This is a genomic window from uncultured Roseobacter sp. (assembly GCF_947496515.1).
In the GTDB taxonomy this organism is placed as follows: Bacteria; Pseudomonadota; Alphaproteobacteria; order Rhodobacterales; family Rhodobacteraceae; genus Roseobacter.
In genome coordinates this window covers 161,566-175,693 of record NZ_CANMDB010000011.1, presented here as the reverse complement: position 1 = coordinate 175,693, position 14,128 = coordinate 161,566, and the positions used below count along the sequence as shown (strand labels likewise).

15 protein-coding genes and 1 tRNA gene are annotated in these 14,128 nt (G+C 61.1%); 11 read left to right on the top strand and 5 right to left on the bottom strand.

The features are described from left to right. Window positions 1-211: 211 nt before the first annotated feature. The 3 genes from Q1A53_RS18200 to Q1A53_RS18190 all read left to right on the top strand — a co-directional run bounded on the left by Q1A53_RS18200 (window position 212) and on the right by Q1A53_RS18190 (window position 2,563). Complete coding sequence (locus Q1A53_RS18200) at window positions 212-538, top strand: transposase (RefSeq protein ID WP_299969158.1); 327 nt, start codon at window positions 212-214, stop codon at window positions 536-538. A 147-nt stretch (window positions 539-685) separates the two neighbouring features. Further along, the gene (locus Q1A53_RS18195; RefSeq protein ID WP_299969156.1) at window positions 686-1,246 is read left to right on the top strand and encodes a transposase; all 561 of its coding nucleotides are present in this window, start codon (window positions 686-688) and stop codon (window positions 1,244-1,246) included. Between the two features lie 330 nt (window positions 1,247-1,576). Next, window positions 1,577-2,563, top strand: coding sequence for a hypothetical protein (locus Q1A53_RS18190; RefSeq protein ID WP_299969154.1), 987 nt, complete (start codon window positions 1,577-1,579; stop codon window positions 2,561-2,563). A 197-nt stretch (window positions 2,564-2,760) separates the two neighbouring features. Here Q1A53_RS18190 and Q1A53_RS18185 read toward each other — a convergent pair. The 4 genes from Q1A53_RS18185 to Q1A53_RS18170 form a co-directional block, all read right to left on the bottom strand. Then, window positions 2,761-2,837, bottom strand: a tRNA-Arg gene (locus Q1A53_RS18185). Between the two features lie 74 nt (window positions 2,838-2,911). Next, a complete protein-coding gene (locus Q1A53_RS18180; protein ID WP_299969152.1) occupies window positions 2,912-4,354 on the bottom strand; it encodes a HAMP domain-containing sensor histidine kinase in 1,443 nt (480 codons plus the stop codon). A 12-nt stretch (window positions 4,355-4,366) separates the two neighbouring features. Further along, window positions 4,367-5,785, bottom strand: coding sequence for an FAD-dependent oxidoreductase (locus Q1A53_RS18175; protein ID WP_299969150.1), 1,419 nt, complete (start codon window positions 5,783-5,785; stop codon window positions 4,367-4,369). 3 nt (window positions 5,786-5,788) lie between these two features. After that, window positions 5,789-6,532: a VTT domain-containing protein gene (locus Q1A53_RS18170; RefSeq protein WP_299969148.1), complete on the bottom strand. Its 744-nt coding sequence runs from the start codon at window positions 6,530-6,532 to the stop codon at window positions 5,789-5,791. A gap of 311 nt (window positions 6,533-6,843) precedes the next feature. Between Q1A53_RS18170 and rpmH the strand changes: the two genes are divergently transcribed. The 3 genes from rpmH to yidD are packed head-to-tail and all read left to right on the top strand — an operon-like array spanning window position 6,844 to window position 7,642. Further along, entirely contained in the window at window positions 6,844-6,978 is a 135-nt protein-coding gene (gene rpmH / locus Q1A53_RS18165; RefSeq protein ID WP_037911188.1) for a 50S ribosomal protein L34, read from the top strand. A gap of 26 nt (window positions 6,979-7,004) precedes the next feature. After that, window positions 7,005-7,415 (top strand): ribonuclease P protein component, encoded by a 411-nt coding sequence (gene rnpA, locus Q1A53_RS18160; RefSeq protein ID WP_299969146.1) that lies wholly within the window; start codon window positions 7,005-7,007, stop codon window positions 7,413-7,415. Then, a complete protein-coding gene (yidD, locus tag Q1A53_RS18155; RefSeq protein WP_299969144.1) occupies window positions 7,412-7,642 on the top strand; it encodes a membrane protein insertion efficiency factor YidD in 231 nt (76 codons plus the stop codon). Before rnpA ends, yidD begins: the two co-directional genes overlap by 4 nt. Before the next feature lie 10 nt (window positions 7,643-7,652). On the opposite strand, the gene Q1A53_RS18150 is transcribed toward yidD, so the two are convergent. Continuing rightward, window positions 7,653-8,183, bottom strand: a complete 531-nt coding sequence (locus Q1A53_RS18150) for a DUF3833 domain-containing protein (RefSeq protein ID WP_299969142.1) — start codon at window positions 8,181-8,183, stop codon at window positions 7,653-7,655. 99 nt (window positions 8,184-8,282) lie between these two features. Here Q1A53_RS18150 and ttcA point away from each other — a divergent pair, with 99 nt between their 5' ends. The 5 genes from ttcA to yihA all read left to right on the top strand — a co-directional run bounded on the left by ttcA (window position 8,283) and on the right by yihA (window position 14,121). Further along, complete coding sequence (gene ttcA / locus Q1A53_RS18145; RefSeq protein ID WP_299969140.1) at window positions 8,283-9,128, top strand: tRNA 2-thiocytidine(32) synthetase TtcA; 846 nt, start codon at window positions 8,283-8,285, stop codon at window positions 9,126-9,128. Window positions 9,129-9,234: 106 nt separating this feature from the next. After that, a complete protein-coding gene (locus tag Q1A53_RS18140) occupies window positions 9,235-10,776 on the top strand; it encodes a GGDEF domain-containing phosphodiesterase (RefSeq protein ID WP_299969138.1) in 1,542 nt (513 codons plus the stop codon). Window positions 10,777-10,916: 140 nt separating this feature from the next. Continuing rightward, entirely contained in the window at window positions 10,917-12,737 is a 1,821-nt protein-coding gene (gene yidC, locus Q1A53_RS18135; protein ID WP_299969136.1) for a membrane protein insertase YidC, read from the top strand. Continuing rightward, entirely contained in the window at window positions 12,734-13,471 is a 738-nt protein-coding gene (locus Q1A53_RS18130; protein ID WP_299969134.1) for an MOSC N-terminal beta barrel domain-containing protein, read from the top strand. Before yidC ends, Q1A53_RS18130 begins: the two co-directional genes overlap by 4 nt. Further along, the gene (yihA, locus tag Q1A53_RS18125) at window positions 13,468-14,121 is read left to right on the top strand and encodes a ribosome biogenesis GTP-binding protein YihA/YsxC (RefSeq protein WP_299969132.1); all 654 of its coding nucleotides are present in this window, start codon (window positions 13,468-13,470) and stop codon (window positions 14,119-14,121) included. Before Q1A53_RS18130 ends, yihA begins: the two co-directional genes overlap by 4 nt. The last annotated feature ends 7 nt before the right edge of the window (window positions 14,122-14,128 follow it).

Below are 14,128 nucleotides of genomic sequence, written 5' to 3'. Positions count from 1 at the left end.
CAAAATCGCAGCGCCAAATTCAGTGCGCATAACCCGCCACAAGCGCCAATACCGCGAGAGCGGTTTCGTCCTTGTCCCGCGAGGCGGTCATTGAACCGGAGCACTACTAAGGTCTGGTGTGCGGACAAAGCATGAGTAATCGGGCTGACCAGGTTGCTGGGTCAGGTTCTTGATAGAGTTGCAGTGGTTTCTGCAGTTTGAGGAGAACGAAATGGATTACTTTGTTGGCTTGGACGTGTCGCTCCGGTCGGTGGCGGTCTGCGTGATTGATACCAACGGCAAGCACGTCTTCGAACGTTCTGTTGCTTGTGAGATTGAAGACATCGTGACCTGCCTGCGGGATGTGCCGATAGGGCAGTGTCAGATAGGTTTCGAGTCTGGCGCTATGAGCCAGCATCTTTACTTTGGGCTTCGGAAAGCAGGGTTCGATGTGGTCTGCATGGAGGCACGCCAGGTCAATGCGGCGCTATCGACGATGCGCAACAAAACCGACAAGACAGATGCCCGTGGGATAGCGCAAGTGCTTCGGTCCGGGTGATATAGCAAGGTCTTCATCAAGAGCCGGGAGGCACATGCCTACCGCGCACTGCTGAGCAGCCGGAAGGCCGTTTAAAAGAAATGCATTGATCTGGCCAATGAGGTTCGGGGGCTGTTCCGGGTCTTTGGCTTGCGTCTTCCGTCACGCGTGGATCAGGGATCCTTCGACCAGCGTGTCAGGCCATTGATTGAGGCTGATCCAGATTTGTCGCGCGCCCTGCTGCCGCTACTGGATGCCCGCGCAATGCTGTACAAGACTTACCGAGAACTGGATCGACGCGTGAAGCAAGCCGCCAGTCATGATGCGATCTGCCTGCGCTTCATGGCGGTCCCGGGCGTCGGGCCGATTGCCGCACTGACCTTCAGGGCTGCCGTCGATGATCCGGCACGGTTCACCAGTTCTCGGACGGTTGCTGCGCACTTCGGGCTGACACCACGAAGATACCAGCCTGGTGAAACCGACAATCCGGGCCGTACCTCCAAGGCTGGTGATAGCGATGTGCGAGCCACGCTCTACGCCGCCGCCAATGCGATGATGATGCGCTCTGTGGCCAGCTCCGAGATCAAAAGTTGGGGCCTTCGGCTGATGCGCCGCAAAGGTCGCCGCCGGGCTGTCGTTGCTGTCGCCCGCAAGTTGGCCGTCATCATGCACCGGATGTGGGCCGACAATACCGAGTTCCGTCACCGCGCTTTGGAGGCTGCCGTATGACCTGACACCTTCACAAGATCGAAGACGGGATCGTCCCCCACCGGACGAGGTCTGTGGATGACGCCGAATATTGGTGCTGCGACTGACAAGCGCGAGACAAAGCGGGGCGCTCCACGTCCATTCCGACACATGCATGCAGCGACCCAACCGAACCGGGTCATCAATGACTGCGAAGAGAAGCGTGACCCGGATGAGAGACAATGATCCCAAAACACGGATACGAAACGATGAAATGAACTTGACCCAAACGCCCGATTAGAGAAGCGCCATTTGCTGCGGCTGCGCCAAAGTCGGCTGCGTGGATTTCAATCCGCTCTTGAAAACGCAAGATTGGCAGAGTTGCTGTTTGTTATGCCACCAGCCATACAGTCAGGACATAAGCCTTATCCGAGAGTGACCATGGGCAATGACCAACAAAACTGGCGCAACGACGTCGCCCATTTCCTTGCAGGAACTTTGCCCAAGGCTACGGATCGGCCGGGCTGGAATGATATGGCGTCTACAGCCTATCAAATCGGATGCATGGCCTTGGTAAAGCTTGGTTTTGCAGATGCAACAGATTGGGGGGCAGTACCTAGAGATGTTCCTGAACTTCCTGCGACTATGCCGCGATGGGATGACATCTGCATTTCTGTTCTTTGGCTTGCGAACCAACAAAACAAGCTTTCATTCCGCCTACCAAACGGAAGCCTCCCCCCAACTCGCATAGGAAACGGCTTTGTGATCGCTATGAAAGATCCACCGCCACCTCCGACCCCAAATATTACAGCTCGTTTTGGATTGGGCTGCGCACTCTGCAACGATGACGTTTTGCTATTGCTTCAGCAACTCAATCTTGTCTCGAACGGCGGCTGGACGCAACAGCCGGAATTCATTCTGTGGAGAACTTCGCCGAAGAATTGGTCCTTGGAGTTCCTGCGCGACGAGCGTTTTTTGGATGCGGTTCAAAAGGCTAAAGCTACCATTCCCGATGACATAGCGGCAGAGATTTCGGAGTTAACTGAGATCAGCGAAAAACACATCGACGAGCTAATAGCTTGGCATGAGGAGAAGCTCGCTGAAGGGCGAGAGAAGTACGGGCCGAAGGCGCGGCTTGGTGAGGTTCCAACAAGAGAGCAAGCACAACGCTCTCTCGAATTCTCGCGCAGAAACGCAATAGATTGGGTGTTCTTTCGCCACTGGAGAATCGACGATGGTTGGCTTTCTACGAAAAAGGCTGAGGCAACTCTGGACATCTTTCATGACAGGCTGGCGATCTCGATGCGCAGATCAGTTGTAAAAGAATTGCACCCCTCGAAGCCTCAGTTTTTTGAGTGAATCCGCATATCGTCCTGAAGGCTCGATCAGTAGCCTTCAGGACTGCCGACGTTCGCGAAGAGCGCAGCATCCGGTAGAATGGGCTCTTCGGTAGCTTTGGCCGCTATGCGTGCGAAGGTCAGCTATGCCATTTTCCGAAAACTGGGTCAGTTTTTGACGTAAAGGTCAATTTGGTATGACGTTCTACAAGAGATCTGTGGCGGACCGAGGAGGATTCGAACCCCCGACCCCTTGATTCGTAGTCAAGTACTCTATCCAGCTGAGCTATCGGTCCACTGAGCGATCTCTTAGTGCGCGGGCCGCCGTTATGCAAGCGCATTCGGGACCAAACCAACATGGAACTGGGCCTTATTGTGCCTCCGGTTCGGACCCCACGCCGACGCGGGCCGGCTGGACCGGGATTGGCACCAGCATACCATCCCCTTTCGGCAGGAAAATCGTGAAGCTGGTCCCGTCCGGGCCGGTTGAGGTAAGCTCCAACGCGCCACCATGGCCACGAACGAGCTCGGCCGAGATGGCGAGCCCCAGCCCCGATCCTCCTTTGCGCGCGCCGCCTTGGAAGGGGGTAAAGAGATGCTCTTGTGCCTTGGACGGCAAGCCCGGTCCCGTATCGGCCACTTCTATCCACCAGGCACGCGCGTCTTCCCGCCCGGCGACCGTGATCTCGCCAGTTCCATCAGCCGCCACCAGCGCCTGGCGCGCGTTACGGACAAGATTGGCAAGAACACGGTAGAGCTGCTCGGGATCGGCCCGCACCATCATGTCAGGGGGCACGGTCGAGAGGAAACGGACATCAGCATCGCCCACCGCCAGTCTCTCGCTCTCGATCACCTCATCGACCAGCGTATCGAGCGCCAGCAAGGTCAGCGTCGGGCTCGGCTCCTCTGCCTTCCCAAAGGCCAGCGTGCTCTCGCACAGATGAACCGCCCGGGTGATGCTGCTCACCAGCTTGGGCGCCATCCGCTTCACTGCGGGGTCCTCGCTCATCTCGATCCGGTCGGTGAAGAGCTGAGCGGTGGTCAGAATGTTACGCAAATCATGGCTCACCTTGCTCACGGCGCTGCCAAGCTGGGCCAACCTGTCCTTTTGACGCAATGCCTGGGTCAGGTCCGTTTGCAGCGTCTGGAGTGCTTCTTCCGCCTCGCGCAGCTCCGTCACCCCCGCCGACGGGGTGATGATGCGGCGCGCGTCCTCGGGTGCTGCCGCATAGTTCTGCATGGCCCCGACCACGCCCTTGATCGGTTTGAGTAACAGCGCGCGCATGGCCACGAACAACAGCGAAGCGGTGACAATCGAGATCACCGCCGACAGAATGAGAATGCGCACCCCGTAGTCGATCATCGCCATGCGCAGCGGGGCAGTCTCCATCGTGATCTCGATGAGCAGGCCCGCGTCGCGCACCGGCGCTCCGATCACGCGGATCACCTCATTCTCCGGCGACACGAACCGGCTGAGCGCATCGCGGATCAGCACCGTGGCACTGTCGTCGCGCATGTCAAAGGTCTGCGAAATCGGCTGTGGCAGCTCTGAGGCCAACATCAGCTGTCGCACCTGATCGCGTCTCAGGACCACGTTGAAGACCCCTGCGTTTTCCAGCAGCTCCGTCTCCAGCTCCATATCAATCATGTCATCGGCCAGCAGCGCGAGCGACGCGATTTGCGCGCGCTCCAGCCGGTTCATCAGGTAGTCTTCGCGGAAACGTGCAATCGACGGCACAAAGATCAGCACTTCGGCCAGCATCACAAAGATAGTGGTCAGGATGACCAGACGTCCTGAGAGCGAATTGAACATGGGCTCAGGGTTTCACGGGATCACACGCTGGACAAGTCCCACCACCCGCTTGACGAGGGCGCTGTCGAAAAGGCGCGGGCTGAAGTAGGCACCGGCGGCGCGTTTGTTGATCTCTCCGATGGTGGGATAGGGTGCGACCATGGCGGCGATCTGGCTCATCTTCATGTTGTTGGCCAACGCCAGCGCCCAGAGATTAATGAGCTCGCCCGCCTGATATCCGACGATGGAGACCCCGATGGGCCGTCCTTTGACCACCATAACCTTGATGAAGCCCTTGGTCTTGCGCTCGGCGATGGCCCGGTCGTTATGGGCGTAGTCAAAGCGCACGACCTCCAGCCGGTCACCGTGGGTCTTGCGGGCCTGCGCCTCGGTCTGGCCGACCTGCGCCAGTTCAGGCTCGGTGTAGGTCACCCAGGGGATATGCGCCGTCTTGGCCTTCGACGGCAGCGCAAAGAGCATGGATCGGATGATCACCCCCGCATGGTACCCCGCCACATGGGTGAACTGCAGCCCGCCCGCGACATCGCCGATGGCATAGACGCGGCGATTGCTGGTGCGCAGGCCTGCGTCCACTTTGATGCCTGTCCGGGTGGTCTCGATCCCGGCGGCGTCGAGGTTCAGCTTGTCGGTATTGGATTTGCGGCCCACCGCCATCAACAAATGCGAGCCTGAGATGCGGCGGCCATCCTCCGTTTCAACCTCGATGGCGCCTGCCTCACCACTGATCCTGGCCGCTTTGGCGTCTTCTTCGATCACAACCCCTTCGGCGCGCAGGCTGTCGAGCACAACTGACGCCAGCTCCGGGTCATCCTTGCCGAGCGCCTTCGCGCCTTCGATCACCGTCACCTTGCTGCCGAGCCGGATGTGGGCCTGCGCCATCTCCATCCCGATAGGGCCGCCGCCGATGATGAGCAGATGCTCGGGTCGCTCGCGCTGCTCAAAGAGGGTTTCGTTGGTCTGGTATGGCACATCCGCAAACCCCGGGATCGGCGGCACCAGCGGCGCGGAGCCGGTCGCGATGACGATCCTGCGCGCGGTGATGGTGGTGTCTCCCGCCTCAACCTCGGTGGGCGAGACAAAACGGCCGAACTCCCGGATCACCCGCACGCCGAAGCCCTCGAACCTCTCCTGGCTGTCGACCGGCGCGATCTGCGCGATCACATCGGCGACGTGATCCTTGGCAGCGGCGAAATCCACCGTGCCCGGCGCATCAGCGACACCATACTGTTCGGCGTTGCGCTGAACATGGGCCGCCTTGCCGCTGGCGATAAGCGCCTTGGACGGCACGCAGCCATAGTTCAGGCAATCGCCGCCCATCTTGTGCCCTTCGAGCAATGTCACATCCGCGCCCATCTGCTGCGCCCCCGCAGCGACCGAGAGCCCGGCAGACCCCGCACCGATGACCAGAATATCCGTCTTGATCCGTTTCATCGCTCAGAGCCCCTTTTTGCCGGTGACGGCCTTGATCAGCACGGGCAGCAACGACAGCGCGCTGAGACCGAGGATCGGCAGCAGGATATGCGGCTCAAAGATAACGCCGAGGTCCGGGCTCTCACCGCGGGCAAAGACGGTGCCAAGCCCTGCCCCGACCGACGCGTAGACCATGGAACCGGGGATGATGCCCAGAAAAGTGGAGATGACATAGCGCGACAGAGGAACGGCCAGAAAGGCGGGGACCAGGTTGGCAACGAAAAAGGGCACGACCGGCACCAGCCGCAGAAAGAACAGCATGGACCACTGATTTTCCTCCAGCCCGTCCCGGATCTTGCGCACCGTGCCCTGGGAGGCATCCATCCGCGCTTTCAACCGCTCCCCCAACCCGTAGCGCGCGGCCAGAAAAATCACGGTGGCCCCTGCGGTCGCCGCAGCAACGCTCAAGAGGCCGCCCCCGATCGTGCCAAAGAGAAACCCGCCCGTCAGCGTCGCGATCAGCGCACCGGGAAGCGAAAAGGCGACAATGACCACATAGGCCAGCAGAAAACCAGCAACCGTGAGCAGCAGGTTGTCATCGCGAAAGGCGATCAGCGCCTCGCGGTTGTCACGCAGCGCATCAAAACTCAGATAGTCGCGCAGGGTAATCGCACCGATGATCGCCACCGTCGCGATGGCAATGAGCGGCAGGTTGCGCCGGATCGCCGACTTCGGGCTGGCTTTGGGATTGTCGGTCATATCTGCCATCACACTGTCCTTTCGGGACGCGGGTTTCAATTGCTTTGCTAGATGACCGTTTCGCCGACCGGCGGACAGGGGTCTCACAGCCGCTTGATCAGGCGTGACATAACAGTCGTTTCAGCCCCCTTAAATCGCGCCGTGATGAAACAACTCAGCCGCAAAGCGCCCCATAAGTACCAAAATATTGCAATTGTCGTGCCGATCTAGCGGTCAGAGGGTTTGACTTGCTGCACCGCGCCCTTTAGATCGCAGGTTCTGAATGATCCCGGTCGGTCGCCGATTCCGCGCCGCCGGACAGCCAAGATGGAGACGGAGCGATGAAACGCACCTACCAACCTTCCAACCTCGTGCGCAAACGGCGCCACGGGTTCCGCGCGCGCATGGCCACCAAAGCGGGCCGCAAGATCATCAACGCGCGCCGCGCCCAGGGCCGGAAATCGCTGAGCGCCTGATCGGCGCCGGTTTGATCGCGACCGACATGACACTGCCTTCCGGGCCTGCGCAGCGGACATCTCCGCCAGCAACAGGGTCGGATGCGGTGTTTTCGCGTGTAGAAACCCTTAAAAAACGCGCTGATTTTCTGCGCGCCGCCCGCGCCCGGCATACGGCCACCCCGGGCTTCGTGCTGCAAATGCGCCAGCGGACAGACACTGCCGGCCCCGTTCGGATAGGGTTCACCTGTTCCAAGAAGGTTGGCAACGCCGTCGCCCGCAACCGGGCCAAGCGGCGCCTGCGCGCGCTGGCCCGCGAGGTGTTGGCCGAACACGGTCGTCCGGGATGCGACTACGTGCTTATCGGGCGGTTGGAAAAGACCGCCACGCTGCCTTTTGACCGGATGCTGGAGGATCTGCACGCCGCCCTGCGCAAATTGCACGGGACATCGGCGTGACCCCCTTCGCCCGTGTTCTGTCTCTCCCGGTCCATCTTTACCGGCTGATCCTCAGCCCCTGGGTCGGGCATAACTGCCGCTACCAGCCCACATGCAGCGCTTACGCGCTCGATGCGCTGCGCACCCACGGCGGGCTCAAGGGCGGGTGGCTGGCGCTGCGACGGATCCTGCGCTGTCACCCTTGGGGCCGCAGCGGCTATGACCCCGTGCCTCCCCGGAGCGACTAACACCCGGCACCTAGGGCTGCTTGTCGAAAACGATGATCACCTCGCCAATGTCCACGCCGAACCGTTTCATGTAGGCGCGGTTGAGCACCCGAGTATCGCTCAGCATCCACATCCAGTCATCGAACCGCACCCGCAGCGTGCCATCCGGTACCGGCAAATCGATCTCGTACTGCCAGTTGAAGGTATCCCCGCGCTCCTCGCCGAAAGCCTCGCCGATCACGCCCGGTGCACGACCGCGCCATGTTTCCGGGCCGGTCTTTTGCAGAGACCAGATGCGCTGCTCCGTGCTGCCGTCCTCGTAGACGAAATCCTCCACAAGTCGCAGCGTCTCGCCGTCCCATGTCCCGGTCACCTCCACATCGAAACGGCGCCGGACGGTACCGAAGACATCCTGAAACTGGCCCGATGCCGTCACCCGCCCGTCAAAGAACTGCTCCAGATTGAACTCCCGGTCCGACAGCGCCGCGTCATCCAGAGACGGTTTGCCGACGCAGCCGCTCAGCACCGCGATCAGCCCCAGACATAACAATAAACGGATCATACCGGCCTCTCTCTTTGAAAAGGATACGCTCCGCGGCGCCTTTTGGTTCATCACCGCACCCGTTATACTCGCGCCACAGGCTGATCAGGACACCATCCCATGCTGGACACACCGCAGGATATCCACCCGCTTTTTGCCGGTGCGCCCTCAACGACCGAGTTCAAGAAGCTGCGAAAGCGGATCGTCCGCAATGTGCGCGAAGCCATCGAACACTACGGCATGGTCGATGCGGACAGGCCGCGCGCGCGGTGGCTCGTGTGCCTCTCGGGCGGCAAGGACAGCTATACACTGCTTGCCGTCCTCTATGAGCTGAAATGGCGCGGGCTCCTGCCCGTCGATCTGCTGGCATGCAATCTCGATCAGGGTCAGCCGGGTTTTCCCGCAACGGTTCTGCCCGCCTTTCTCGAGCGCATGGGTGTGCCCCACCGGATCGAGTATCAGGACACCTATTCCATTGTCATGGACAAGGTGCCCGCGGGCCGGACCTTCTGCGCGCTCTGTTCGCGGCTGCGGCGCGGACATCTCTACCGGATCGCGCGCGAGGAAGGCTGCTCTGCCGTGGTGCTGGGCCATCACCGCGATGACATACTCGAGACGTTCTTCATGAACCTCTTTCACGGGGGGCGGCTGGCAACGATGCCGCCGAAGCTGGTCAACGAAGAGGGCGATCTCTTTCTGTATCGCCCTCTGGCCCATGTGGCCGAAGACGACTGCGCGCGGTTCGCGAAGGCCCTGCAATACCCGATCATACCCTGTGATCTCTGCGGCAGTCAGGACGGGCTGCAGCGCCAGCAGGTCAAAGGCATTCTCGACGGTTGGGAAAAGAACAGCCCTGGTCGCAGACAGGTCATGTTCCGCGCGTTGATGAACGCTCGGCCGTCGCACTTGCTGGATCCCAAGCTTTTCGATTTCGCGGGGCTGGCGCTGAAACAAGACAAATTTTAGGCATTGAGCGCGCGGAAAGCGCAACGGCGTTAACGGGCAAGTTATTTGCCGTGGTCTAGTGTCTTGGTCGGGGTGGTTGAGCCATTGCTCGGAAAGGTCAGACCATATGCCAGGCATCTTCGCGGATCGCATCTACCGGGCTCGGACACGGCTCACGTCTGTTCTGACGCATCCTCTGGCGATGGCATGTTTGCCGGCTCTTTGTCTCGGGGCCTTCTGGATGGGTGGCGATCTGGCGCTCGTTGGGATCGCGGTTCTCATGCCGCTGGTCTACGTTCTCCTGATCGGCGCGCACCCGCGCGATGAGGATGGTACGGGTGCTGGTTCCAGATTGACCAGTCGGCAGAGGTTCCAGCCAAAGATCGCGGAATGGGCCGAAAAGACGCGGACCACAGCCTTGCGATCAGCGATTTTCAAGATCGAGATTGACGCCACGAAGGAGTTGATCGACCGGTTCGGTGAGCTTGTCGCCGAGGCGGTCGCGATGCGCGTCGGTGAACGGATCGTCGCGACCCTGCGCACCGATGATCTGGTGGCAAAGACCTCAGACTACGGGTTCACTGCCTGTCTGACCCCTGTCCAACAACTGGACCTTGAGCTTTGCATGCAGCTTGCAGGCCGCATCCAGACGGCCTTGGAAGAGCCGATTTCCGTCGACGGAACCGTCGTCTACATCACCTCCAGCGTGGGTTTCGCCGAGCAGAACAAAAAGGAGCGCATGACGCCCCGCGCCTGGATGGAGGCCGCAGGCATTGCGCTGCGCGAGGCTCAGGCACATGGCACGGGCAGCATCCGCAGCTATTCGGTCGAAATGAAACACCGGGTCGAGACCCGGGCAGAGCTGCGACAGGAAGTGGCGACCGCCCTCGAAAGCGGTCAGATCAGACCCTGGTTTCAGCCCCAGATCTCCACCGATACGGGGCTGGTCACCGGTTTTGAAGCACTGGCCCGCTGGCACCACCCTGAACGCGGCATGATCTCACCCGCCGACTTCCTGCCGGTTATCGAGCAGACCGACATGCTGGAGGCGCTGGCCGAGGTCATGACCACTCAGGCGCTGGCAGCGGTAAAGGCCTGGGACGCTGCCGGTCAATCCGTGCCGCAGGTCGGCGTGAACTTCGCCGGGCCCGAACTCGGCAACCCGCGACTGGTCGATAAGGTCAAATGGGAACTGGACCGTTTCGAACTGACCCCCGAACGGCTTGCGGTCGAGGTGCTGGAGACGGTCGTGGCCAACGCGGGCGATGACACGATCACGCGCAATATCAACGGGCTCGCCGATCTGGGCTGCCAGATTGACCTTGACGACTTCGGCACCGGCCACGCGTCAATCGCATCCATCCGCCGGTTCAGCGTTGGTCGGATCAAGATTGACCGGTCCTTTGTCATGCGGGCTGACCGCGATTCCGAACAACAACGCATGATCAGTGCCATTCTCACAATGGCCGAGCGGTTGAACGTGAAAACACTGGCCGAAGGGGTCGAGACCGTCGGGGAACACGCCCTGCTTGCGCAGCTCGGCTGCGATCACGTTCAGGGTTTCGGCATTGGCAAACCCATGCCCTTTGACGAGACGATCGAGTGGATGGAAAAGCACAACGCAAAACTGGCTGATGTCCCCCACATTCTGGGTAATAAAGCCAGCTGAAGACCGCGCCATCACGTCCGACCAACCATCGTTGGCGGAGCGTTTGAAAACAGCCGAAAACACCCGATTCCGCTTGACCTTTGGCCCGGCACTCTGTTGAACCTCGCTGATAGCGAACAGAGAGCAGGCGGCTGTCCCACATGGACGATCAAAACAAGAACCTCATTCTTGCAACGGCACTCAGTTTCATCGTGATACTGGTATGGTTCGTCCTGTTTCCACCACCCGAACCCGACGTACCGCTGGATCCGGTCACCGCAGAGGAGGCAACAGGCGCCCCCGCAACGGACGTCCCGGCCGCACCGCTGGCCGATCAGGCCGCGCCGCCGGACACGGCCGCACTGACGCCCGGCACCTCGCTCGAAGACGCACCGCGCGTCAGCATCGAGACGAACCGGCTGACCGGGTCAGTATCGCTGATCGGCGGGCGGATCGACGATTTGCAACTCAAGGACTATCGCACCACGGTCGATCCGGACGCCCCGATTGTCACCATGCTGTCGCCGCAGGGCACGCCCGATGCGTATTATGCTCTGCAGGGCTGGGCCGGTGGCGCGGGCGTTGATGCCGTGCCCGGGCCAGACACCGAGTGGTCGCTGCAAAGCGGCGACACCTTGGGCGTTGGCAGCCCCGTGACGCTCCGCTGGGGCAATGGCGCAGGCCTGGTCTTTACCCGGACCCTCTCCGTCGACGAAGACTACATGTTCACCATGACCCAGGGTGTCACCAATGAGGGCGCCACACCGGTCAACCTTGCGCCGTTCAGCATGGTCGTGCAGCACACCGAACCCGACGATCTGGAGAACTTCTTTATCCTTCACGAGGGCGCTGTCGCCATGGCCGACGAAGAGCTGGCCGAGACCGACTGGAGCGAGATCACCGAAGCCGAGATCAACCCGCGTTGGGGGCGTCAGGCCATCGTCAGTGAAGACGTCTCCGCAGGCTGGATCGGCTTTACCGATCACTTCTGGCAAGCGATCCTGATCCCCCAGGCGGGCACGAGTTTTGACCAGGCCCTGACCTACGACGCGCGCACGGATATCTACCGCGCCATCACCCGGATGCCCACGCAGACGGTCGCCGCCGGCGGCACCGCAGAGATCACCACGCGGCTCTTTGCCGGGGCCAAGGAATGGGCGGTGCTGCGTGGCTACGAATCCGACGCCAATGTGCCGAAGTTCATCGACAGTATCGACTGGGGCTGGTTCTTTTTCCTGACCAAGCCGATCTTCTGGCTGCTGCATGAGATCAACAAGCTGATTGGCAACATGGGCTGGGCCATCATCGGGCTGACACTCATCATCAAGGCGATCCTCTTTCCACTGGCTTATAAATCCTACGTCTCCATGGCCAAGATGAAGGAACTGCAGCCGCAGATGGAGAAACTGAAAGAAGAGGCAGGCGACGACCGGCAGAAGATGCAGCAGGGCATGATGGAGCTCTACAAGCGCGAAAAGGTGAACCCAGCCGCGGGCTGCCTGCCGATCCTGATGCAGATCCCCATCTTCTTCTCGCTCTACAAGGTGATCTTTGTCACGATCGAGCTGCGCCACGCGCCCTTCTTCGGCCCGTTTCAGGACCTCAGCGCGCCCGACCCGACGTCGATCATGAACCTCTTCGGCCTCCTGCCGTTTCAGGGGCCGGAACCAAACACGATCCTGGCGCTCATCTTCATCGGCATCCTGCCGCTGCTGCTGGGCATTTCCATGTGGCTGCAGCAAAAGCTGAACCCCGCGCCCACCGATCCTACCCAGCAGATGATCTTTGCCTGGATGCCGTGGGTCTTCATGTTCATGCTTGGCAGCTTTGCCAGCGGGCTGGTGGTCTACTGGATTGCCAACAACACGATCACCTTCATCCAGCAATATCTGATCATGCGCAGTCAGGGGTACAAACCGGACGTCTTCGGCAACATCAAGGGCAGCTTTGGCAAGAAATCCAAGACGGACAGTAAGGGATGAAGATCACCCAGATCCTGCGCCACCCGCTCAAGAGCCACGGACGTGAACCTCTGGCGCAGGTGGCTCTGGACGCGGGCACGACCATGCCATGGGACAGGGTTTGGGCGGTGGCGCATGAGACCTCCAAGGCCGATGGCAGTGCCTGGGCGCGGTGCGCCAACTTCAGCCGCGGCTCAAAGGCCCCTGCCCTCATGGCGATCACCGCACGGTTCGATGAGGCGGAAGAACGGTTGCATCTGTCGCATCCGGACAGGCCGGATCTGGCCGTCCGCCCGGATCACGACCAGGCCGCGCTGATCGACTGGGTCATGCCACTGGTCCCGCAGGACCGCGCGCTGCCCGCACGGGTGATCCGGCTTGACGGTCGCGGTTTTACCGACAGCGAGTTCCCCTCCGTCACCTTGTGCAACATGGCGTCCCATCGCGCCGTGGAAGCGCAGGCAGGCCACGCGCTGTCGATCCACCGCTGGCGTGGCAACCTGTGGTTTGACAGCGATGCGCCCTGGGCGGAATTCGACTGGATCGGTCGCGAGATCCGCGTGGGCAGCGCCGTTCTGCGCGCCCGCGAACGGACCGACCGCTGCCTCGCCACCGCCGCGAACCCGGAAACGGGCGAACGTGATGCGGACCTGCTGGGCGTGCTCAAGACCTGGGGGCATCAGGATTTCAGCCTGCGCTGCGAGGTGATCGAAAGCGGCACCGTCAGTCTGCAGGATGCGGTGGTACCGCTGTGAGCCAGTTGCCCTTCCCGGTGGCGGAGGATCCGGGTCCGGAGACACTGGAAGCGGGCCGGATCCTATTTGCCGGAGAGACCGAGTTTGTCAAAGGCGTGGTCGCCATGTCCGGGCTGCCGGAACCCGACCGGATGGAGGTCTGCTTTGCGGGCCGGTCCAACGTGGGCAAGTCGTCCCTGATCAACGCGCTGACCGGGCGCAAGGGGTTGGCGCGGGCGTCCAACACACCGGGCCGCACGCAGGAGATCAACTTCTTCACCGCCGGTGACACTCATTATCTGGTGGATCTGCCGGGCTACGGCTACGCCAATGCGCCGGTTCCGGTGGTGGAGAAATGGCAAAAGCTGCTCAAGCAATATCTCTCCGGCCGCCAGACCCTGCGCCGGGCCTTCGTGCTTATTGACGCGCGCCACGGCGTCAAGAAGGTTGATGAGGAAATCCTGAGCCTGCTGGATTCTGCCGCTGTCACCTTTCAGGCGGTGCTGACCAAGGCCGACAAGGTCAAGGAAAAGGAACGGGGCAAGGTGCTGGATCAGGTCCGCGGTGCGCTGTCAAAACACCCCGCCGCCTTTCCCGAGATCCTTGTCACCTCCAGCGAAAAAGGCTGGGGCATCCCGACCCTGCGCGCACTGATTGCAACACTTGAGTAGGGCCTTG